The 19,322-nt window shown below is 69.4% G+C and carries 20 protein-coding genes; 7 read left to right on the top strand and 13 right to left on the bottom strand.

Going from position 1 to position 19,322, the window contains the following annotated elements; genetic code table 11:
- Positions 1–205: 205 nt before the first annotated feature.
- The 3 genes from hpxZ to AC1DMQ_RS21860 are packed head-to-tail and all read right to left on the bottom strand — an operon-like array spanning position 206 to position 2,216.
- Complete coding sequence (hpxZ, locus tag AC1DMQ_RS21850) at positions 206–610, bottom strand: oxalurate catabolism protein HpxZ (RefSeq protein ID WP_477035641.1); 405 nt, start codon at positions 608–610, stop codon at positions 206–208.
- Complete coding sequence (locus tag AC1DMQ_RS21855; protein WP_477035642.1) at positions 607–2,004, bottom strand: AtzE family amidohydrolase; 1,398 nt, start codon at positions 2,002–2,004, stop codon at positions 607–609. Before AC1DMQ_RS21855 ends, hpxZ begins: the two co-directional genes overlap by 4 nt.
- On the bottom strand, positions 2,001–2,216 hold the full coding sequence (locus AC1DMQ_RS21860; RefSeq protein WP_477035643.1) for an AtzG-like protein: 216 nt from the start codon (positions 2,214–2,216) through the stop codon (positions 2,001–2,003). Before AC1DMQ_RS21860 ends, AC1DMQ_RS21855 begins: the two co-directional genes overlap by 4 nt.
- Positions 2,217–2,440: 224 nt before the next feature.
- Between AC1DMQ_RS21860 and AC1DMQ_RS21865 the strand changes: the two genes are divergently transcribed.
- Positions 2,441–3,388, top strand: coding sequence for an acetamidase/formamidase family protein (locus AC1DMQ_RS21865; protein ID WP_477035644.1), 948 nt, complete (start codon positions 2,441–2,443; stop codon positions 3,386–3,388).
- A 146-nt stretch (positions 3,389–3,534) separates the two neighbouring features.
- Here the strand turns inward: AC1DMQ_RS21865 and AC1DMQ_RS21870 are convergent, their stop codons facing one another.
- Genes AC1DMQ_RS21870 through AC1DMQ_RS21895 form a run of 6 tightly spaced genes read right to left on the bottom strand, consistent with a single transcriptional unit; the run spans position 3,535 to position 9,321 of the window.
- Positions 3,535–4,209: a TetR/AcrR family transcriptional regulator gene (locus AC1DMQ_RS21870; protein WP_477035645.1), complete on the bottom strand. Its 675-nt coding sequence runs from the start codon at positions 4,207–4,209 to the stop codon at positions 3,535–3,537.
- Positions 4,206–5,387 carry a urate hydroxylase PuuD gene (locus tag AC1DMQ_RS21875; RefSeq protein ID WP_477035646.1) on the bottom strand — a complete coding sequence of 394 codons (1,182 nt, stop codon included), beginning with the start codon at positions 5,385–5,387 and terminating at the stop codon, positions 4,206–4,208. Before AC1DMQ_RS21875 ends, AC1DMQ_RS21870 begins: the two co-directional genes overlap by 4 nt.
- A gap of 1 nt (position 5,388) precedes the next feature.
- Positions 5,389–5,910 (bottom strand): 2-oxo-4-hydroxy-4-carboxy-5-ureidoimidazoline decarboxylase, encoded by a 522-nt coding sequence (uraD, locus tag AC1DMQ_RS21880; RefSeq protein ID WP_477035647.1) that lies wholly within the window; start codon positions 5,908–5,910, stop codon positions 5,389–5,391.
- On the bottom strand, positions 5,907–6,821 hold the full coding sequence (puuE, locus tag AC1DMQ_RS21885) for an allantoinase PuuE (RefSeq protein ID WP_477035648.1): 915 nt from the start codon (positions 6,819–6,821) through the stop codon (positions 5,907–5,909). Before puuE ends, uraD begins: the two co-directional genes overlap by 4 nt.
- The gene (locus tag AC1DMQ_RS21890; protein ID WP_477035649.1) at positions 6,818–8,041 is read right to left on the bottom strand and encodes a pyridoxal-phosphate-dependent aminotransferase family protein; all 1,224 of its coding nucleotides are present in this window, start codon (positions 8,039–8,041) and stop codon (positions 6,818–6,820) included. Before AC1DMQ_RS21890 ends, puuE begins: the two co-directional genes overlap by 4 nt.
- Complete coding sequence (locus AC1DMQ_RS21895; protein WP_477035650.1) at positions 8,038–9,321, bottom strand: allantoate amidohydrolase; 1,284 nt, start codon at positions 9,319–9,321, stop codon at positions 8,038–8,040. Before AC1DMQ_RS21895 ends, AC1DMQ_RS21890 begins: the two co-directional genes overlap by 4 nt.
- Before the next feature lie 267 nt (positions 9,322–9,588).
- Between AC1DMQ_RS21895 and AC1DMQ_RS21900 the strand changes: the two genes are divergently transcribed.
- Positions 9,589–10,455, top strand: a complete 867-nt coding sequence (locus tag AC1DMQ_RS21900; protein WP_477035651.1) for a DUF1206 domain-containing protein — start codon at positions 9,589–9,591, stop codon at positions 10,453–10,455.
- Here AC1DMQ_RS21900 and AC1DMQ_RS21905 read toward each other — a convergent pair.
- Positions 10,445–11,536 carry a mechanosensitive ion channel family protein gene (locus AC1DMQ_RS21905; protein ID WP_477035652.1) on the bottom strand — a complete coding sequence of 364 codons (1,092 nt, stop codon included), beginning with the start codon at positions 11,534–11,536 and terminating at the stop codon, positions 10,445–10,447. The genes AC1DMQ_RS21900 and AC1DMQ_RS21905 overlap by 11 nt on opposite strands.
- Before the next feature lie 36 nt (positions 11,537–11,572).
- Positions 11,573–12,394 (bottom strand): oxidoreductase, encoded by an 822-nt coding sequence (locus tag AC1DMQ_RS21910; RefSeq protein WP_477035653.1) that lies wholly within the window; start codon positions 12,392–12,394, stop codon positions 11,573–11,575.
- Positions 12,395–12,495: 101 nt separating this feature from the next.
- On the opposite strand from AC1DMQ_RS21910, the gene AC1DMQ_RS21915 reads away from it, so the two are divergent.
- Positions 12,496–13,419, top strand: coding sequence for a LysR family transcriptional regulator (locus AC1DMQ_RS21915; RefSeq protein ID WP_477035654.1), 924 nt, complete (start codon positions 12,496–12,498; stop codon positions 13,417–13,419).
- A 26-nt stretch (positions 13,420–13,445) separates the two neighbouring features.
- On the opposite strand, the gene trmFO is transcribed toward AC1DMQ_RS21915, so the two are convergent.
- A complete protein-coding gene (gene trmFO / locus AC1DMQ_RS21920) occupies positions 13,446–14,891 on the bottom strand; it encodes a methylenetetrahydrofolate--tRNA-(uracil(54)-C(5))-methyltransferase (FADH(2)-oxidizing) TrmFO (protein WP_477035655.1) in 1,446 nt (481 codons plus the stop codon).
- Between the two features lie 199 nt (positions 14,892–15,090).
- On the opposite strand from trmFO, the gene AC1DMQ_RS21925 reads away from it, so the two are divergent.
- Both AC1DMQ_RS21925 and AC1DMQ_RS21930 read left to right on the top strand, forming a co-directional pair.
- A complete protein-coding gene (locus tag AC1DMQ_RS21925) occupies positions 15,091–15,885 on the top strand; it encodes a hypothetical protein (RefSeq protein ID WP_477035656.1) in 795 nt (264 codons plus the stop codon).
- Positions 15,882–16,751 carry a hypothetical protein gene (locus tag AC1DMQ_RS21930; RefSeq protein ID WP_477035657.1) on the top strand — a complete coding sequence of 290 codons (870 nt, stop codon included), beginning with the start codon at positions 15,882–15,884 and terminating at the stop codon, positions 16,749–16,751. The genes AC1DMQ_RS21925 and AC1DMQ_RS21930 overlap by 4 nt, the downstream gene beginning before the upstream one ends.
- Here AC1DMQ_RS21930 and AC1DMQ_RS21935 read toward each other — a convergent pair.
- Positions 16,748–17,362: a glutathione S-transferase family protein gene (locus AC1DMQ_RS21935; RefSeq protein ID WP_477035658.1), complete on the bottom strand. Its 615-nt coding sequence runs from the start codon at positions 17,360–17,362 to the stop codon at positions 16,748–16,750. The two genes, AC1DMQ_RS21930 and AC1DMQ_RS21935, sit on opposite strands and share 4 nt — an antisense overlap.
- A 175-nt stretch (positions 17,363–17,537) precedes the next feature.
- Between AC1DMQ_RS21935 and AC1DMQ_RS21940 the strand changes: the two genes are divergently transcribed.
- Entirely contained in the window at positions 17,538–18,452 is a 915-nt protein-coding gene (locus AC1DMQ_RS21940; protein WP_477035659.1) for a hypothetical protein, read from the top strand.
- Positions 18,453–18,463: 11 nt separating this feature from the next.
- A complete protein-coding gene (locus AC1DMQ_RS21945; protein ID WP_477035660.1) occupies positions 18,464–19,318 on the top strand; it encodes a hypothetical protein in 855 nt (284 codons plus the stop codon).
- Positions 19,319–19,322 lie beyond the last annotated feature (4 nt).

Consider the following 19,322-nt stretch of genomic DNA (forward strand, 5'->3'; position numbering starts at 1 on the left):
CCTTCATGCGTCGGCGGCCCGACGCTTGAGGGTGCAATGCACAATGATTGAGACGAATCCAAAGGTTTGATGACGTCCCGACCGCCGTTTGGTGAAATTTTTGCTCTGGTTGTTACTATTTGACCACGCCGCGACAGGACTGCTCAAAAGCAGATCATAAGTCAGAGGTTTATTACTTATTGTCATGGCTCTGACGATCGATCGCTTACGGCGCAAGGCGTTGATCGACGCCGTCCTGGAGAAGCGAGACGTGGGCCGAGACGATTTTCCAGCCCTTTTCGGTGCGGATCCAGGCTTGGCTTTGGCGGCCGGGACGTTTTGCCCCTTCGCGCAGGAATTCGACGTTGGCGATTGCGAAGTCTCGCCCAAACGTAGTGATTTCCGTCCTTAGGCGCGACCTCTGCGGCGAGCCGCCCGAGCGGCCGATTCGAAAGGCCGCGATCGCCTCGAAACCGTAGAGATTCTCGGCCACGCCATAGCGCACGGTCTCGGGCGCATCGCGGAAGAAGCCGTCCAGCGCTTCGACGTCGTTGGTCATCAACGCGATCTCGTAGGCGTCGACGGCGGCGGTCACCTCGGCCAGGACCTCGGGTTCGTTGACGGTCGTCATCGTGTCGGCTCCGGCGGGCGATGGGCGGCGAGCACGCCGGATCGCTCCAGGCGCAGGGCGGCGGCCAGGGCCAGGTCCTCGCGCCAGGCCGGCGCGATGATCTGCACGCCGATCGGCAGCTTGCCGGGGCGGTTGACCGGCGCGGCCACGACGGGCAGGCCGATGTAGCTGATGGGCTGGGTGTAGGCGCCGAGGTTCTTGCGCACCGAGACCTGCTGGCCGCCCATCTCCATGGTCGTCTGGCCGATGCCCGGCGCCGGGCATACCGAGGCCGGGGCCAGCAGCACGTCGAAATCCTCGAACACTCGGCGCACGGCGTCGCGGAACACCGGGCGATAGCGGCGCGCGGCCTCGGCGACGGCTTCAGGCGCCAGGGCGCCGGCCAGCAGGCGGTCACGGACGGCGGGGTCGTAGTCCAGCGGTCGCGACTTCAGGTCGTCGAAATGCAGATGAGCGGCCTCGATCGGGGTCAGGCAGAAGGCGGCGGCGCGGGCCAGCTCGGCGCCGGGCAGTTCGACGCCGCGCCGGGCCTGCAGGGCGTCGGCGACGATCTCCAGCGCCTCCAGCACTTCGGGAAAGGCGCCCTGCGCGAACCAGCCGCCCAGCACGCCGACGCGAAGGGGCGCGTCGGCCGTGGCTTGCAGGCGGGGGGCGGCTGGTTCGGCGGGCCGACGGCAGAGCGGATCCAGCGGATCGGGGCCCTGCATCAGGTCGTAGGCGAGGGCCAGGTCGGCGACCGTGCGGGCGAACGGCCCCACATGGTCCAGGCTCTCGACAAAGGGGAAGGCGCCCTGGCGCGACAGGCGGCCCAAGGTGGGCTTCAGGCCGAACACCCCGCACAGGCTGGCCGGGATGCGGATCGAGCCGTTGGTGTCCGAGCCCAGCGTCAGGGGCACGAGCCCGCCGCTGACCGCCGCGGCCGAGCCGCCGGACGAGCCGCCGGCGATGCGGGCCGGGTCGTGCGGATTGCGGGTCGGACCGTCGTGGGCGTTCTCAGTGACGAAGCCGTAGGCGAACTCGTCCATGTTCAGCGCGCCGATCAGCACCGCCCCGGCGGCGGTCAGGCGCTGGACGGCGGTGGCGTCGTGGGGAGCGGGGGCCGCGTCGCGGCGGATGCTCGAGCCGGCGATGGTGGTGACGCCCTCGACGTCGAACAGGTTCTTGACCGCGAACGGCACGCCGGCCAGCGGACCGACGGGGCGGTCGGCGGCGAGGTCGGCGTCGATGGCCTCGGCCTGGGCCAGGGCGCGCTCGGCGAAGATGGCGGTGTAGGCGTTGAACGGGTCGCTGGCCGCCCGGGCCAGGGCGGCCTCGGTTTCGGAGCGGGCGGTGGTCTTGCCCCACTGGATGTCGGCGGCGACGGCCTGGGCCGATCGGAAATCGGCGGCGCTCATGGCTCGAACGCCCCGGGCGCGCCAACGCTCTCGTCGAGGCTAGCCACGAAGGTCGCGGCCTGGCGGCGCAGCAGGGCCAGGTTCTCGACGACCCCGGCGCGGGTCTCCGGCGGCAGGGTCAGGCCCAGCGTCTCGGCCCGGGCGTCCGCATAGGCGGCGACCGTGTCGTCATCGAGGGCCAGGAACGCTGCGAGCGCCGGATCGGTCGCCATGCGGGCGAGCTCCACAAGTAAGAAAAATCTTCATAACCGGGATAGGCGGTCGCCTCCAGCAACATAGGCCTCGAACGCGCCGACGCCCACGTCCGCGCCATGCCGGGCGTCGCGGCGCCCGTCAGGTGGGCGCCGGCGCGCTTCGCCGACCCGCACGGTGGTCGAGGCTAGGGCGGCGAGGGCGGCGCGCGCCAACTGGGCCCTGGTAATAGAGGGCTTACTTCATGCTGCATCACCTGGCTTCGACCCCGGACACCGTGCGCTTCGGGATCTTCGACGCCGCCTTCGACCCGGTGCTGACGGTCGCGCCCGGCGACACGGTGGTCATCGACTGCGTGTCGGGCGGCCCCGAGGTCATGCCGGCTCCGGAGTCCGGCCTGGTCATCCCGCCGGCCCTGCGGGCCATTCACGACGCCAGGCTGGAGCGCATTGGCCCGCACATCCTGACCGGTCCGGTGGCGATCGCGGGCGCCGAGCCGGGCGACACCCTGGAGGTGCGGATCGAGGCCATCGAGCCGAACAACACCTGGGGCTATTGCGCCGTCCGGCCGCTGGCCGGGACCCTGCCGGACGAGTTTCCCGAGCGCTATGTCAGCCACATCGCCGTCGACGCCACGGCGGGGACCTGCAAGCCGGCCTGGGGCCCGACCCTGCCGCTGCGGCCGTTCTTCGGCACGACCGGCGTCGCCCCGCCGGCCCGCTACGGACGCCTGTCCAGCCGCGAGCCGCGCGAACACGGCGGCAACATGGACTGCAAGGAGCTGGTCGCCGGCTCGACCCTGTTCCTGCCGGTCTGGGTTCCGGGCGCGAACTTCTCGGCCGGCGACGGTCACGGGCGGCAAGGCGACGGCGAGGTCTGCGTCAACGCCCTGGAGATGGGGCTGACCGGCACCTTCACCTTCGTGCTGCACAAGGCTGCCGACGTCGGGGTTCGGACCTGGCCGAGCGCGGAAAGCCCGACCCACTACCTGACGCTGGGCTTCAACGAGGACCTGGACCTGGCGATGAAGCAGGCCTTGCGGGCGATGATCGACCTGATCGTGTCGCGGTCATCGCTGACGCGGGTGCAGGCCTACCAGTTCTGTTCGCTGGCCGTGGATTTCCGGGTGACCCAGATGGTCAACGGCGAGAAGGGGGTGCACGGGATGCTGGAGAAGGGGGTTCTGTTCTAGAGGCGGTGGCCCACGGACTTGCCCCCGCCTGACGGCTTCGCCGTCTGTCGCGGCAAGGGGGCGGAGGACTTTCGCGCGGCGTCCTCTTCCCCCTCTGGGGGAAGACGGTCGCGAAGCGACCCGTAGGGGGCAAGTGTTCGCTGCACCTACTTCCGCAGATACCCCTCCAACAGCTCCAGCGCATGCGTCAGCCGCGCCCGACGCCACTCCGGCTTGCTCATGTCGGTATCCAGCGTCACCGACAGCGAATAGCCGTTCGCCAGGTGGAACCGGCTCATGGCCGCGATGGTCACGTAGATCTGGGCCCAGTCCAGGTTGTCGCGGAAGATCCCCTGCTTCTGGCCGCTGTCGATCAGGTGCTCGATGGTCCGGCGCAGCGGAAAGGCGGTCTCGGTGACCTTGCGCGACTGCGAGACGAACTTGCCCTGGATCAGGTTCTCGTTGCGCAGCAGGCCGTCGATGCGGGGGTTCTTCTCGAAATAGTCGAAGGTGAAGCGCTGCAGAGCCAGGAAGCCTTCAAGCGGCTTGTCGAAGTCGATCTCCAGCTCGGCCTCGCGGCCGCGCAGGTCCTCGTAGGCGGCCTCCAGCACCGCCAGGTACAGGCCCTTCTTGTCGCCGAAGTAGTGGTAGAGCATGCGGATGTTGCACTTGGCGGCCTTGACGATCTTCTCGATCCGCGCGCCGGCGTAGCCCGCCTGGGAGAACTCCCGCAGCGCCGCGGTCAGGATCGCCTTGCGCGTCCGCTCGGCGTTTCGCTTGCGGGGCGCCGGAGCGGCGTCGTCGGTCGGTGCGGCCGAAGGCGTCTCTACCAGGGTGGTCACTGCGTCTTTGCTCCAGCTTCGATCCAGGCGCCCAACTGGGCGCGTTCGTGATCGGTAATGTGAGTCTCGTTTCCGAGGGGCATGCTGGTCGAGTCCACCGCGCGTTCCCGGATCTTGCCCGCATAGCGCGCCATCCCGACCGGCGTGTCGAAGGCCGCGCCGTTGGGCGGGGCGGTGAAGCCCTTGTGGGTCGGGACGGCGGCGTGACAGGCCACGCAGTGCTTCTGGACGATCGCCTGGGCGACCGGGAAGGGCACGTTCGAGACCGTTTCAGCCTTGGGCTTGATGCTGGCGATCATGCTGACGCCGAAGATCAGGAACGCCCCAAGGATCAGGTAGTCGGGCTTGGTGACCCCGTGGTGGCGCAGGATGAAGAAGTAGCGGATCGACACGCCGCCGGCGCTGATCAGGGCCAGCAGCAGCCAGGCCAGGTGGTGGCCCGTCACCGCCGGATAGTGGTTGCTGATCATGATGAAGATGACCGGCAGGGTCATGTGGGTGTTGTGCACCGAGCGCTGCTTGCCCATCGCGCCCAGGCGTGGATCGACGGGGCGGCCGGCCAGCATGTCGGCGACGATCTTGCGCTGGTTGGGGATGATGATCAGGAACACGTTGCCGACCATGCAGGTGCCGATGATCGCGCCGACGTGGATGAAGGCCCCGCGGTCGCTGAACAACTGGGTCAGGGCCCAGGTCGCGGCCGTCAGAGTCAGGAACCAGACGACGCCGAACAGGCGCGGTTTCCCGCCCAGCGGCGAGCGGCACAGGCCCTCGTAGACGGCCAGCCCGCCGAAGATGAAGGCCAGGCCCGTGGCGATGGCGCCGGCCTGGCTGAAGGCGTGCTTGGAGGCGTCGATCAGATAGACCGGCGCGCCCACGTAATAGAGCACGATCAGCAGGGCGAAGCCTGACAGCCAGGTGGTGTAGGCCTCCCATTTGAACCAGTGCAGGTGGTCGGGCATGTGGGCCGGGGCCGTCATGTACTTTTGCGAGTGGTAGAAGCCGCCGCCGTGCACCGCCCACAGCTCGCCCTTCACGCCGTCCTTTTCAGGCACGGGGGGGCGCAGGTTGTTGTCCAGCCAGACGAAGTAGAACGAGGCGCCGATCCAGGCGACGCCGGCGATCACGTGCAGCCAGCGGAGCCCCAGGTTCAGCCAGGTGGTGACGTCATAGTCCATCTCAGCCGGTCACCGCGTCTTGCAGTCGAAGTTTCGAGATCAGGCCGATCTGGTGGATCGCCTCGGCGATCTCGCCGGCCTGTTCGTTGGCAAGGCGCGCCTGCATGTCGGCCAGGATCGAGGTCTTGTCGTTCAGCCGCACGGCGATGATGAACGGGAAGCCGAAGCGCTCGCGATAGGCGGCGTTCAGGGCGTGGAAGCGCTCGAACTCCTCCGGCGTCAGCTTGTCGAGGCTGGCGCTGGCCTGCTCGGCGTTGCTCTCGGCGGTCAGGGTCTTGTCGATCGCGGCCTTGCTGGCCAGCTCCGGGTGGGCGCGGATCAGGGCCAGGCGTTGGTCTTCCGAGGCGGCCTCCAGAACGGCCATGGTCGCGGCGTGCAAGGCCTCGACGCTGTCGAACGGCGCGGCGTCATAGGCGCGTTGCACCACCCACGGCGACAGCTCGAAGGCGAAGCCCAGGGTGGTGGCGAAGCCGGTGCGGTTCATCCGGTTCAGATCGGCCAGGGTCAGGGGCGGGGCGCTCATTGGGCGCTCTCCTTATAGGGATGAGTGGCGATCCAGTGGCGCGCGATGTCGATGCGCTTGGCCACCCAGACCTTGTCGTGGCGGGTGATGTGTTCGAGGAAGCGGCGCAGGGCCATGATCCGGCCGGGCTTGCCGACGATCCGGCAGTGCAGGCCGACGCTCATCATCTTCGGCGCGGTCTCGCCTTCCAGGTAGAGGGCGTCGAAGCTGTCGCGCAGATAGGCGAAGAACTGGTCGCCGCTGTTGAAGCCCTGGGGCGCGGCGAAGCGCATGTCGTTGGCGTCCAGGGTATAGGGCACGATCAGCTGGGCCTTGCCGTGCTGGTCGTCCCAGTACGGCAGGTCGTCGGCATAGCTGTCGGCGTCGTAGACGAAGCCGCCTTCTTGGGCGATCAGCCGGGCGGTGTTGGGGCTGGTGCGGCCCTGGTACCAGCCCAGCGGCCGCTCGCCGGTCAGGGCCTCGTGGATCTCGATGGCCTGGGCGATGTGCTCGCGCTCCAGCGCTTCGGGGAAGTGCTGGTAGTCGATCCAGCGATAGCCGTGGCTGGCGATCTCCCAGCCGGACTTCAGCATGGCCTCGACGGCGTCGGGATTGCGCGCCATGGCCTGGGCCACGCCGTAGACGGTCAGCGGCAGGCCGAATTCCTCGAACAATCGCCGGATGCGCCAGAAGCCGGCGCGCGAGCCGTATTCGTAGAGGCTCTCCATCGACATGTGCCGCATGTCGGGGATCGGCTGGGCGCCGACCATCTCCGACAGGAAGTGCTCGGCCTGCGGGTCGCCGTGCAGCACGCTGCGCTCGGCTCCCTCCTCGTAGTTCAGCACGAACTGCACGGCCACGCGGGCGCCGTTCGGCCACTGCGCGTGGGGCGGATGTTCGCCATGGCCGATCAGATCACGGGGATAGGTCATGCGAACACCTTCGCCGCCGCATCCACGCCCGCGCCGGCCGGAGCGCCGAAGCCCTCCCAGCGCAGCACGGCCTCCAGCGCGGCCAGGGTCTGCAGCACGGCGTGCTTGCGGGCGTTCACGCCCATGGCCCCGATCCTCCAGACCTTGCCGGCCAGCGGGCCGAAAGCGGCGCCGATCTCGATCTCGAACTCGGTGCGCATGCGGGCCTTCACCCGGTCGTAGTCGACGCCGGCGGGCGCGAGCACGGCGGTGACATTGGTCATCTTGTGGGCCTTGTCGCCGTAGACCTGGAGGCCCATCGCCTCGACCCCGGCGACCACGGCCGCCCCGGCCTGGGCGTGGCGGGCGAACCTCGCTTCAAGGCCTTCCTCCAGCACCACCCGGGCGCATTCGCGGGCCGCGTACAGCATCGAGGCGGCTTCGGTGTGGTGGTTCAGCCGCTTGTCGGACCAGTAGTCCATGATCATCGCCAGGTCGAAATAGTTGGAGGCGATGCGGCGGCCGTTGCCGCTGACGACGCCGGCCGAGGCGATGCCGGCCTCGACGTGCTTGCGGCCATTGATGTGCTCGGCCGCGCGGTCGCTGATCGTGATGGGACCCGAGCCCGAGGGGCCGCCCAGGCACTTCTGCAAACCGCCGGTGACGATGTCGGCCTGCCAGGCGTCGACCGGCACGCTCATGCCGCCGATGGTGGCGGTGGCGTCGACATAGAGCAGGGCGTCGTGACGGCGGCAGATCTCGCCGATCGTCTCGATGGGCTGGGCCATGGTGGTGGAGGTGTCGCCGTGCACGCAGGCCACCAGGCGCGGGCGCACGCGCTTGACCGCGTCCTCCACGGCCTGGGGATCGACGACCTTGCCCCACTCGCCCTCGACCAGGGTCACCTTGGCGTCGCAGCGCTCGGCGATCTCGGACAGCAGCAGGCCGAACCGCCCGGCGTTGACCACCACCACGTCGTCGCCGGGCGCCAGCACCGAGACCAGGGCCGCCTCGATGGCGGCGCGCGAGGTGCCGTCGATCAGGAAGGTCCAGCGGTTCTGGGTCTGGAAGACCTGGCGGTACAGCGCCATGGTCTCGTTCATGTAGCCGGTGAACTCGGGGTCGAACTGGCCCAGCAACTGTACGGACATGGCCCGCAGCACGCGCGGATGCACGTTGATCGGGCCGGGGCCCATCAGCAGGCGGGCAGGGTGGTCGAGTTCGCCGAAGGTCTGGGTCATGCGCGTTCGCGTCGTTCTAGCTGGTCGATGAAATGGAGCATGGCGGTCGCCGCCAGGGCGCAGTCGGCCTCGGTGACGGCCTCGCGCGGATTGTGGCTGATCCCGCCTTCGCAGCGGATGAACAGCATGGCGGTGGGGCAGAGGTCGGCGATGACCATGGCGTCGTGGCCGGCCCCGCTGGGCAGGCGGCGCGCGGCCTGGCCGGTGGCGGCGACGGCGTCTTCGAGCAGGGCGGTCAGGCCGGGATCGCAAGGGCTGGCGGCCAGGTCCTGCATCAGGGTGACGCTGACCTCCAGGCCGCGCCGCGCGGCGATGGCCCGGATCTCAGCGGTCACGGCCTCGACGGCCGCGTCGCGGGTGGCGGCGACCTCGGCCCGGACGTCCATCGAATATTCGACCGCGCCGGGGATGACGTTGAAGGCGCCGGGCAGGGCGGTGATCCGGCCCACGGTGCCGACCAGGCCGTCCTTGCCGCCAAAATCACCTTGAGGGGCGCAGATCCGCTCCAGCGCCAGGATCGCCTCGGCGGCGGCGGGACCGGGATCCTTGCGCAGGTTCATCGGCGTGGTGCCCGCATGACCGGCCATGCCGGTGAACCGCACCATCAGCCGCTTCTGGGCGGCGATGGCGGTGACCACGCCCAGGGCCAGGCCCTCGGCCTCCAGCACCGGGCCCTGCTCGATGTGGGCCTCCAGGAAGGCGAACACCTCGCCGGGCTTGCGGGCGGCTTCCTCCAGGCGGGTGGGGTCCAGGGCGAACGCCGCGAAAGCCTCGGCCAGGCTGACGCCGTCGCCGTCAGTCATCTCCATGACGCTGGGCTTGACGGTTCCTGCCACGGCGCGGCTGCAGGTCATGGAGGCGGGGAAACGCGAGCCCTCCTCGTCGCCGAACGCAATCACCTCGACGGCGAAGGGCAGGCGGCGGCCGGCGGCGTTCAGGGCCTCGACCACATCGACGCCCAGCATCACGCCCAGCGCGCCGTCATAGCGACCGCCGTTGCGGACGCTGTCGATGTGCGAACCGATCAGCAGGGCCGGGGCGTCCGGCGTCTCGCCCTCGTAGCGGCCGATCAGGTTGCCGGCGTGATCGCGACGGGCGGTCATGCCCGCCTCCTCCATCCAGAAGGCCAGGGTCTTCAGCGCTTCGTCGTGGGCGGGGGTCAGGAAGCGGCGCACCAGCATGCCGTCGACTTCGCTGAAGGGCTCCACGCCCATCAGGTCGCAGCGCGCCTTGGCCCGAACTCCGGGTTTGAAGTCGCCGATCTCGAAGGCCTCCGCCACCCTGCCGGGCTCCCCTTTGCCGTACACGCCATCCGTGACATGCTTGCCTAACATCGGCGAGCGGCAAAGCCCTCGATGTTCGGCGGCGCGGAACGGCTTCCCCGCGCGTCTGCCTCGACAAGCGCCAGACCGAACCAGCGGCGCCTGCAGCTAAGTCATAAATCACTTACTTAGTGAAAGACAGCGCCGCCCTCGATGGGGGCAAGCGGAACGCCTGAGCCGAGCCGCCGTTGGTTCATCCAAGTTGGGCTGTTCCGGGCACGAACCATGTCGACATCGCCGATCGCCTTGCCCCGCAGGCTCGTGCAGCGCGTCCGGCGGGCGAACGTCTCCAAGGCGATCGAGCTGGCGTCGCGGCTGGGCTACGCGGCGCGCGGCCTGGTCTATCTCGGTCTCGGGTCCATCGTCCTGCTGGCCGCGCTGGACCTGACGCCGCGGGCCAAGGGCGCCAAGGGCCTGTTGCGCGCCTGGGCGGAATGGCCGCTGGGTTGGGTGCTGATCGGCGGGATCGGGTTCGGTCTGGCGGGCTTCGCGGCCTGGCGGATCCTGCAGGCGGTGTTCGACGCCGACCGGCACGGCCGTTCGCCCAAGGCCTGGGCGGTGCGGATCGGCCAGGCGGTCAGCGGACTGGTCTACGGCGGCCTGGCGTTCTCGGCTTTCGAAGTGCTCGACGAACTGGAGGATGTCGGAGAGGCCGACGAGGAGCAGACCGCCCATCACACCGCCGGCGCCGTGCTGGACCTGCCCTATGGCGACACCCTGTTGATCGCCGCCGGCCTGGTGGTCGTGGCGTTCGGGGTGGGCAACGTCATCCAGGGCGTGATGCAGGACTTCAGCAAGCGCCTGGATTGCGACGACAAGACCTGTCGCCGGGTCGTGCCCCTGGCCAAGATCGGCTACGGTGCGCGTGGCTTGGCCAGCCTGCCGTTGGGCGTGTTCCTGGTGCTGGCCGGTCTGGAGGCTCGGGCCGGCGAGGCGCGCAGCTGGGGCGGGGCGCTGCAGGCGATCGAGGGGCGGCCGTTCGGAAGCTCGGCCCTGTGCCTGGTCGCCGCCGGTCTTGTCGCCTTCGGGCTGTTCGGCCTGATCGAGGCGCGCTACCGGCGCATTCGTCCGCCGCCGGAAATCACGCCGTAGCCGGCGCGGTCTCCGACAGACCCAACCGCTGCCTCGGCAGGGCTTCGGGAATCTCGTCGCGCAGGAAGGCCATCATCTTCTCGCGGACCTCGCAGCGCAGGTCGAAGGTCTTGGGCGCGCTGCGGGCGCTGACCAGGCAGCGGACCTCCAGCACCTGGGCGGTGACGTCGGTGACCTGCAGATTGACCACCTTGCCGTCCCACAGGGGCGAGGCCTTGGCGATCTCGTCCAGCTTGGCGCGCAGGCGGTCGATCGGGGCGGCGTGGTCGACATAGAGCATGGCCGTGCCGATCAGGGCGGCGCTCTCGCGGGTCCAGTTCTGGAACGGCGTCTGGATGAAGTAGCTGAGCGGCAGCACCATCCGCCGCCAGTCCCACAGCCGCACCACCACATAGGTGGCGTTGATCTCCTCGATATTACCCCACTCCTTCTCGACGATCACCGCGTCGTCGATGCGGATCGGCTGGGTGATGGCGATCTGGATGCCGGCGATCAGGTTGGTCAGCAGCGGCTGCAGGGCCAGGCCGACGATCAGCGAGGCCGCCCCGCCCGCCGCCAGCAGGCTGACGCCCCACTGGCGCACGCCGGGGATGGTCATCAGGGCCAGGCCCACCGTCACCAGCCCGACCACGACGGCGCACGCCCGGCGCAGGATCTTCACCTGGGTCAGGTGCTTGCGGGCCAGCAGGTTGTCTTCGACGTCGATCTTGAACTGGCGAAGATAGAGGGCCGCGCCGATGTCCAAGGCGGTCAGCACGATCCAGCCGACCAGCACGATGAACAGGATCAGCAGCACGTGTTTGGCGTTGGCCGCCTGGGCGGTGGTGAGGGGCGCGATCGAGGCGGCCAGGCTGAGCGCGGCGACGATGAACGCCATGCGGGTCGGCCGCCGGGTGCGCACCGCCAGGGCCGACCAGAAGGCGTCCCTGGCCAGCGAGCGGCGGACGATCCGGACCAGCACGAAATGCACGGCCAGCGCCACCAGCACGGCGACCACGATCAGGCCCAGGCTGACGGCCCACGGCGGGGCCCAGGCCAGGCGCAGCGCCAGGTCCGTGAGCCAGGGAGGGGAGGCGGACATGCCTCCCCAACGCGCGGGCCGCGCGGCGGCTCCCGTCTAGGCGTGATCGGTGGCCAGGGTCGTCGCTTCCCAGGCGTCCATTTCCGCGATCTGGACGTCCAACCTTTCGCGCGCCCGACGCAGGGCGTCAGAGCCCAGCAACAACTGGCGCGGCGGCGCCTCGGCGTCGACGACGGCCAGGATCGCCTCTGCCGCCCGGGCCGGATCGCCCAGTTGCCGGCCGGCCATGCCGTCGAAGGCCTGGGCCGCCTTGCCGACCGTGGCGTCGTAGTCGCCGGTCGTGACGTCGCTCTTGCGGATCGAATGGCTGGACAGGAAGTCGGTGCGGAAGGCGCCCGGCGCGACGGCCGTGACGTGGACGCCGATCGGCGCGACCTCCTGGGCGAGGCTCGCCGACAGCCCCTCCAGGGCGAACTTGGCCGCCGCGTAGAGGCCCGACCCGGCGCCCGGCGCCCGGCCGGCGATCGAGGTGACATTGAGGATGTGACCGCGCCCCTGCGCCCGCAGGTAGGGCAGGGCCGCGCGGATCAGGCGGAACGGCGCGAAGAAGTCGACCTCGAACAGGCGGGCGACTTCGTCGTCGGTCGCCGTCTCGATCGCGCCCAGCAGGCCATAGCCGGCGTTGTTGACGATCACGTCGATCGTTCCGGCCAGGGCGAAGGCCTGGTCGACCGTACTGGACACGGCGTCGACCTCGGTCATGTCCAAGCTCAGTAGATGCAACTTGCCGGGGCCGGCGACCATGTCGGGCGTTCCGGCGCGGACCGTGCCGACGACGGTGTCGCCGCGCGCCAGGGCGGCTTGGGCGAGGGCCAGGCCGAGGCCGCGTGACACGCCCGTGATGAACCAGGTTTTCATGGAGGGTCTCCTTGTGGAGCGCCCTATATCGAACCGGTGACGCGCCTTTATAATGGATGCATTCGTCACAAGACTTTTAATCTGACCTAATGAGTAGCGCCATGGACGCCGTGATCAACAGCAGCGGCTTCGGCCAGTTGCGCGCCTTTGTCGCCGTCGGCGAAACGCTCAGCTTCAGTCGGGCGGCCGAGACGCTGGGGGTGTCGCCCTCGGCGCTGAGCCAGATGGTGCGTGGCTTCGAGGCGCGGGTCGGGGTTCGGCTGTTCAATCGCACGACCCGCAGCGTCTCGCTGACCGACGCGGGCGAGCGCCTGTTCCAGCGGGTGCGGCCGGCGATGGCCGAGCTGGGCGCGGCGGTGGGCCAGGTCCGCCACCAGGGCGAGCAGCCGTCCGGCGTCGTGAGGGTGGTGTCGTTCCATTCGGCCGCCGAACTTTACCTGCGGCCCATGCTGGCCGGCTTCCACGCCGCCTATCCCGACGTGGTGCTCGACATCAGCCTGGACGACGCGGTCAGCGACTTCGTCGGCGGCGGTTTCGATGTGGCCCTGCGGCTGGGCGAGGTGATCGAGAAGGACATGATCGCCGTGCGGCTGGGGCCCGACCTGCGCCAGATCGCCGTCGCCTCGCCGGACTATCTGGCCCGGCACGGGACGCCGGCCACGCCGCGCGACCTGGTCGACCATCGCTGCATTCGCTGGCGCTGGCCGGGCACGACCACGCCCTACCATTGGGAGTTCTGGCAGGACGGCGACTGGTTCGAGGTCGCCGTCGACGGACCTTTGATCGTCAGCGACAAGGCCATGGCCCTGGCCGCGGCCCTGGACGGGATCGGCATCGCCTTCGTCGTCGACCAAAGGGTCGAGCGGCACATCGCCGAGGGGCGTCTGGTCCCTCTGCTTGAGGCGTGGTCGGCGCCGTTCCCGGGTCTGTTCCTGGCCTATCCGCGCCAACGCCAGATGGCGCCGGCGCTGCGGGCCTTCATCGACCATGTTCGCGCGGCGGCGGGCGTCCGGGCCGAGTCGTAGGCCCGCCCAGACCTGTCGACAACGGCTCAGCCGGCCCCGCTCATCCAGCCGTCCAGGTCCGCCAGCGCCCGTATGCTCATCAGCCGCTTCTTGGCCCGGCCGCGTTCCTTCAGCGGAATCTTCACCCCGTCGTCGCCGACCTTGGGGGTCTCCATCGGCGGCAGCAGGCCGTAGTTGATGTTCATCGGCTGGAACGAGGTCTTGCCGACCTCCTCGCCCTCGATGTGGCCGCCGGTGACATGGTCGACCAAGGCCCCCAGGGCGGTGGTCGGAGGCGGCGCTTCGAGCGTCTTGCCCAGGCGTTCGGCGGCGGCGAAGCGTCCGGCCAACAGGCCCGTGGCGGCGCTTTCGACATAGCCCTCGACGCCGGTCATCTGGCCGGCGAAGCGCAGGCGCGGCGCGACCTTCATCCGCAGCGACCGGTCCAGCAGGCGCGGGCTGTTGATGAAGGTGTTGCGGTGCAGGCCGCCCAGCCGGGCGAACTGGGCGTTCTGCAAGCCCGGGATCATCCGGAAGACGTCGGCCTGGGCGCCGTGCTTCAGCTTGGTCTGGAAGCCCACCATGTTCCACAGCGTGCCCAGGGCGTTGTCCTGGCGCAGCTGGACGATGGCGTAGGACTTCACGGTCGGGTCGCGCGGATTGGTCAGGCCGACCGGCTTCATCGGACCGTGGCGCAGGGTCTCGCGGCCGCGCTCGGCCATCACCTCGATCGGCAGGCAGCCGTCGAAATAGGGCACGTGCTCCCAGTCCTTGAACTCGGCCTTGGGACCCTCGAGCAGGGCGTCGATGAAGGCCTCGTATTCGGCCTTGTTCATCGGGCAGTTGATGTAGGCCGCCGCATCGCCGCCGGGGCCTTCCTTGTCGTAGCGCGACTGGCGCCAGGCGATGTCCATGTCGATCGACTCGACGTGGAGGATCGGGGCGATGGCGTCGAAGAAGCTGAGCTGGCCTTCGCCGGAGAGCTCCAGGATCGCGTCGGCCAGGGCGGGCGAGGTGAGGGGGCCGGTGGCCACGACCACGCTGTCCCAGTCTTCCGGCGGCAGGCCGGCGACTTCCTCGCGGGCGATGGTGATCAGCGGGTGGGCCTCGATGCGGCGGGTGACCTCGGCCGAGAAGCCGTCGCGGTCCACGGCCAGGGCGCCGCCGGCGGGCACCTGATGCTGGTCAGCGGCCGACATGATCAGCGAGTCCAGCTTGCGCATCTCGGCGTGCAGCAGGCCGACGGCGTTGAACTGCCAGTCGTCGGAGCGGAAGGAATTGGAGCACACCATCTCGGCCAGGCCGTCGGTCTGGTGCGCATCGGTCCGCACTTTTGTCGGCCCTATCGCTTCGCTGCTTGAGGGCACGTCGCGACGCATCTCGTGCAGGATGACCGGGACGCCGGCCTGGGCGATCTGCCAGGCGGCCTCGGACCCGGCCAGGCCGCCCCCGATGACGTGAACGGGGGAGGTGGAATGGGGGGAAGTGCTCATGGGCGCCCTCATACCCCCGGCGGTCGCGCGGCGGAACCCGCGTGTTGTCCGCTATCGGAGCGTACGGGCGCGGCGCCAGGGCCACGTCCGGTGAAATTCAGCGTGACACCCGTCGCGACTCGTCGCCAAGCCGGGGGCGAACCGCTTATGACTCCTGGGGTTCAGGGGTTCGCGCGGACAGCGGACGAGTGAGGGCTGCATGGGCGAGGGATCGGCGGCGATCGGGCGGACCGTTCGCGCCGGGATGGCGGGATGGGCGCCGGGCGTACGGGACTGCTGGGGCGCGCTCGTCGTGGGCGCCGCGCTCGGCCTGCTGCCCCGCGCCCTGCCGCCGGGCCTGGCCTTCCTCGGCCTGCCGCTGGAACTGGCCGCCACGACTCTGGCCTACGGCGCCCTGTACCGCGCCGCGTTCGGCGGTCCCGCCGGCTGGAAGGGCTTGCGCTGGGGCGCCCAGGAGTGGCGGCTGGCGGCGGTCCAGGCCCTGGTCACCGTCATCCTGACTGTCGTGATGGCCGTGCTGGCGGTGCTGGTCGGGGCGGTGGTCGTGGGCGTGGCCAAGAGCAACGCGCCCGGTTTGGACATCACCTCGCTGGACGCCTGGCGCGGCGCGCTGGACGGGCCCGGCGCCTTGGCCGCCGGCTTGCCGCCGCTGCTGTCGGCGGCGATCATGATCTGGCTGTTCCTGCGCCTGTCCCTGGCCCCGGCCGCCACCGTCGACCTGGACAGGATCCAGGTGCTCAGCGCCTTCGGTCGCACGCGCGGCGTGGTGCTGGTCCTGGCGGCGACGGGGGCGGTCCTGGCCGCGCCGGCCGTCATCCTGGTGGTCGCCATCGGCTATCTGCGAGCCATCGCCGGCTTTTCGGAGGGCGCGCTGGTCCCCGAACTGGTCAGTGTCGCCCCGGTGTTCTTCTACCTCATCCCGGTCTGGACCGCGGCCCTGATCGACGTCTACCGACTGCAGCCCGCCCCGACCCCTGGAACCCTCCGGACATGACCACCTTCTCGCCCGTCCAAGCCGCCCTCGAAGGCGTCCGCATGACGCGTCGCAAGCCGCTGGTCGTGCTGGCCTGGGCCGCCTGCTACTTCGCGATGCTGGTCGTGTTGGGACTGGTGGTCGCCTTCGCGTTCGGCGGCACCGTGCGGGCCGACCTGGCGCTGCTGTCGCGGACAAACGACCTGCGCGAGCTGTTCGACATCGTCGCCCGCCGCAAGGGCACGCTGCTGCCGCTGATCGCCTTCGCCGTGGCCCTGCAGTCGGTGATCAGCGTGGCGATCATGCGGGCGGTGGTGCGACCGCAGGAACGGCGCCTGGCCTATCTGCGGGTCGGTCCCGAGGAAGGGCGACAGTTCGTCGTCGCCCTGGTTGGTTGGATCGTGGCCCTGGTCGTCACCGCCCTGCCCAGCGCCGTGCTGGTGCTGATCGGCGCCGGCCTGATCAGCCTGGGCGCGGTCGAGACCAACCGCTGGGTCGAGGTGCTGGGGGCCATCGCGGTGGCCGGCCTGTCGATATGGGCCGGCATCCGCCTGTCGCTGCTGTCGATCACCACCTTCGCCGAGGGCAAGCTGGACCTGCGCCGGACCTGGACCCTGACCGATCATCACTTCTGGCACCTGCTGGGCATGTATGCCCTGGCGGTGGTGCTGACGATCCTGGTCGGCGTGGCGCAGACCGTGGTTTCGGGGCTGATCCTCACCTTTTCCGGCGGCATCACCAACCCGATCATGCTGGCCTTGTCCGGCCTGGCCACCCTGCTGCTGGCGCCGTTCTTCTTCACCGTGCAGATGGTGATCCTGACCGCCGCCCCGGCCAGGGCCTATTACGACCTGCACGAAAGCGAGCTGGCGCCCGCCGCCGCCTAGGCCGCCGCGCTGGGCCGGGCCGAGGCCCGTTCACGCCAGGCCTTCAGCCGCTCGGCCTCTTCCGGGACGTCCAGACCGATGAAGCCGGCGAAGTCGATCGTGGTCAGGGCCACGATGTCGGCGATCCCGTAGGCGTCGCCGGCGATCCATTCGCGGCCGTCGGCCAGTTCGCGGTCGAGCCAGTTCATGGACTTGGCCGCGATCGGCTTGTTGGACTCGCCGAACTCGCGGTTCTGGACCAACAGCGACGCGGTCAGCGGATGGGCATGGCGCCAGTACATGCCGACCGGGATCATCACCTGGAACTCCAGCCGGCGCACCCACATGTCGGTCCGGGCCTGGGTCAGGGCGCAGGTCCCGAACATCGGCGGGGCCGGATGCAGGGCTTCCAGATAGCGGCAGATGGCGACGCTCTCGCTGATCATCTCGCCGTCGTCCAGCTCCAGCACCGGCACCTGGCCCAAGCTGTTGCGGGCCTTGTGCTCGGGCGACTTGTGGCCCCCCTGGCGCATGCCGATCCGGATCTCCGGCAGGTCCAGCCCCTTCTCCGCCGCGAAGATGCGCACCCGGCGCGGATTGGGGGCCGGATTGGCCTCGCCATAGAGCTTCATGACATCCTCCTCGAGCGACCTTCGCGCGGCCTGTTTCGGCCACTTCAAACGAACGTTAGAATTGGCCGGCGCGTTTGCACAGTGCAAACATCCTGGCGGGCAAACATCCAAGCGGGACTGTCGCGCGGCCGCGAACCTTGTTAGGCGTGATGGGCTTTGAGGGGCGAAACAGACCATGCAACAACAATTCTCGGCCACCGACGCGGCGCTGTCGGGCTTTCGTCTGGTGCGCGAGCACCTGAAGACGGTGGGCGTATGGGTGGTGCTGATGACGGTCGCCTCGGTGATCGTCAGCATCGCCACCATCAAGCTGGCCGGTCCGCAGATGGCGGCGATGCTGGAGCTCAGCGCCGAGCAGAGCACCGATCCCCAGGCCACCCTCAAGGCCATGGAGGGCATGGGGCCGCTGTTCCTGTTCTCCGCCCTCTACAGCCTGGTAGTCTATTCGATCCTGCTGGCCGGCGTTAATCGCCTGGTGCTGCGGCCCCAGGACAGCGCCGGCGCCCACCTGCGCATCGGCGCCGACGAGCTGCGGCAGGCCGCCGTTCTGCTCCTGGTCAACCTGATCCTGCTGGCCGCCTATTTCGGCCTGGTGATCGTGGCGGGCGTCGTCATCGGCATCGGCATCGCCGTCGGCGGCGCCGCGATCGGCGTGATCCTGGGCGTGCTGCTGTTCCTCGGCGTGCTGGCGGCGATGGTCTTCCTGGCGGTGAGGCTGTCGTTCGCCGGCGTCCTGACGTTCGATACGCGCAAGGTCAGCATCCGGGACTCCTGGGACCTGACCAAGGGCCAGTTCTGGCCGCTGTTCGGCGCCTACTTCGTCGCCCTGGTCCTGGCGGTTGTCGTCTATGCGCTGCTGCTGGTGATCATCGCGGTGATCGGCGCCAGCCTGGGCGGCGGGCTCGCGGCCATGGCCGACGCCTTCAATCCCGACATGAGTTCGCTGGCCTCGTTCTTCACCCCGGCCGGCATCGTGCGGACGTTGTTCTCGGGCGTGGTGTCGATCCTGGTCCTGCTGATCGTCTTCGCCCCGGCCCCGACCATCTACGCCCAGCTGAAGGGCCGCGACGTCTCCGACACCTTCGGCTAGGAGCGTTCCTGTTGGGGGATTTCGGTTTCGCGCGAGCGGCGTTCGCGGGCTTCGACCTGCTGCGTCGCCGCCCGGCGGCGACGCTGGGCCTGGCCCTGGTCGGAGCGCTGATCAGCTTCGGCGGACGGATCATGACGATCATGAACGTCCATCTCTCCCGCCAGTCATCAAACTTCGCCGGCATGGCGTCCACGGTCATCCTGCTGCTTGCCGTGGTCGGCGCGACGATCGCGATCATCGGAGCGGCGGTCGCCCGGCTTGACGCCAAGCCGGACGCCCGGGGCTCCGGACTTCGGTTGGGCGGCGACGAAGCCCGCCTGTTCATCCTGAGCCTGCTGCTGGTTCCCGGCCTGCTCGTCGTGCTGCTGACCATGGCGATCGGCATGACGATCAGCGTGGCGGCGGGCATCAGCGAGGGGACGACCCAGGACGCGATCATGTTGTCGGCGGGTTCGGTCGGCGTGATCCTGATGTTCGGCTTGGCCGGCCGACTGTGGCCGGCGGGCGTCATGACCGTGCGGGCCGGGGAAATGCGACTGCGCGCCGCGTGGCGGCTTACACGCAAGAGGCGCTGGAAGATTTTCGCCCTCTTCTGCCTGGCGACGGCGGTCGCGCTCTTGATCGGCGTCGGCGGCAACATCGCCGTGAACGACATGGTGAAGCAGCTTCCCGCCATGCGATGGAGCGCCTACGGCGCCACGACCGCCGTGCTGAAGTCGGCCTTCCATCCCTTGCAGCTGGGCCAGTTGCTCCTGCAGGGCTTGATCTTCGGCCTCGGCGTGGTTCTGCAGGCCGCGCCGGCGACGGTCATCGCCAGGGCGTTGGCCGAGGACCGCGCGTCCGACCAGGCCGCCGTGTTCGATTAGGGGC

Source organism: Caulobacter sp. 05L422, assembly GCF_056397765.1.

Coding starts and splice junctions, on each gene's coding strand:
- AC1DMQ_RS21925 (WP_477035656.1), top strand. CDS start 15,091: ATGGGCGAGGGATCGGCGGCGATCGGGCGGACCGTTCGCGCCGGGATG.
- uraD (WP_477035647.1), bottom strand. CDS start 5,910: ATGAGCGCCCCGCCCCTGACCCTGGCCGATCTGAACCGGATGAACCGC.
- AC1DMQ_RS21860 (WP_477035643.1), bottom strand. CDS start 2,216: ATGGCGACCGATCCGGCGCTCGCAGCGTTCCTGGCCCTCGATGACGAC.
- hpxZ (WP_477035641.1), bottom strand. CDS start 610: ATGACGACCGTCAACGAACCCGAGGTCCTGGCCGAGGTGACCGCCGCC.
- puuE (WP_477035648.1), bottom strand. CDS start 6,821: ATGACCTATCCCCGTGATCTGATCGGCCATGGCGAACATCCGCCCCAC.
- AC1DMQ_RS21940 (WP_477035659.1), top strand. CDS start 17,538: ATGCAACAACAATTCTCGGCCACCGACGCGGCGCTGTCGGGCTTTCGT.
- AC1DMQ_RS21855 (WP_477035642.1), bottom strand. CDS start 2,004: ATGAGCGCCGCCGATTTCCGATCGGCCCAGGCCGTCGCCGCCGACATC.
- AC1DMQ_RS21935 (WP_477035658.1), bottom strand. CDS start 17,362: ATGAAGCTCTATGGCGAGGCCAATCCGGCCCCCAATCCGCGCCGGGTG.
- AC1DMQ_RS21910 (WP_477035653.1), bottom strand. CDS start 12,394: ATGAAAACCTGGTTCATCACGGGCGTGTCACGCGGCCTCGGCCTGGCC.
- AC1DMQ_RS21915 (WP_477035654.1), top strand. CDS start 12,496: ATGGACGCCGTGATCAACAGCAGCGGCTTCGGCCAGTTGCGCGCCTTT.
- AC1DMQ_RS21905 (WP_477035652.1), bottom strand. CDS start 11,536: ATGTCCGCCTCCCCTCCCTGGCTCACGGACCTGGCGCTGCGCCTGGCC.
- AC1DMQ_RS21890 (WP_477035649.1), bottom strand. CDS start 8,041: ATGACCCAGACCTTCGGCGAACTCGACCACCCTGCCCGCCTGCTGATG.
- AC1DMQ_RS21900 (WP_477035651.1), top strand. CDS start 9,589: ATGTCGACATCGCCGATCGCCTTGCCCCGCAGGCTCGTGCAGCGCGTC.
- AC1DMQ_RS21865 (WP_477035644.1), top strand. CDS start 2,441: ATGCTGCATCACCTGGCTTCGACCCCGGACACCGTGCGCTTCGGGATC.
- AC1DMQ_RS21930 (WP_477035657.1), top strand. CDS start 15,882: ATGACCACCTTCTCGCCCGTCCAAGCCGCCCTCGAAGGCGTCCGCATG.
- AC1DMQ_RS21875 (WP_477035646.1), bottom strand. CDS start 5,387: ATGGACTATGACGTCACCACCTGGCTGAACCTGGGGCTCCGCTGGCTG.
- trmFO (WP_477035655.1), bottom strand. CDS start 14,891: ATGAGCACTTCCCCCCATTCCACCTCCCCCGTTCACGTCATCGGGGGC.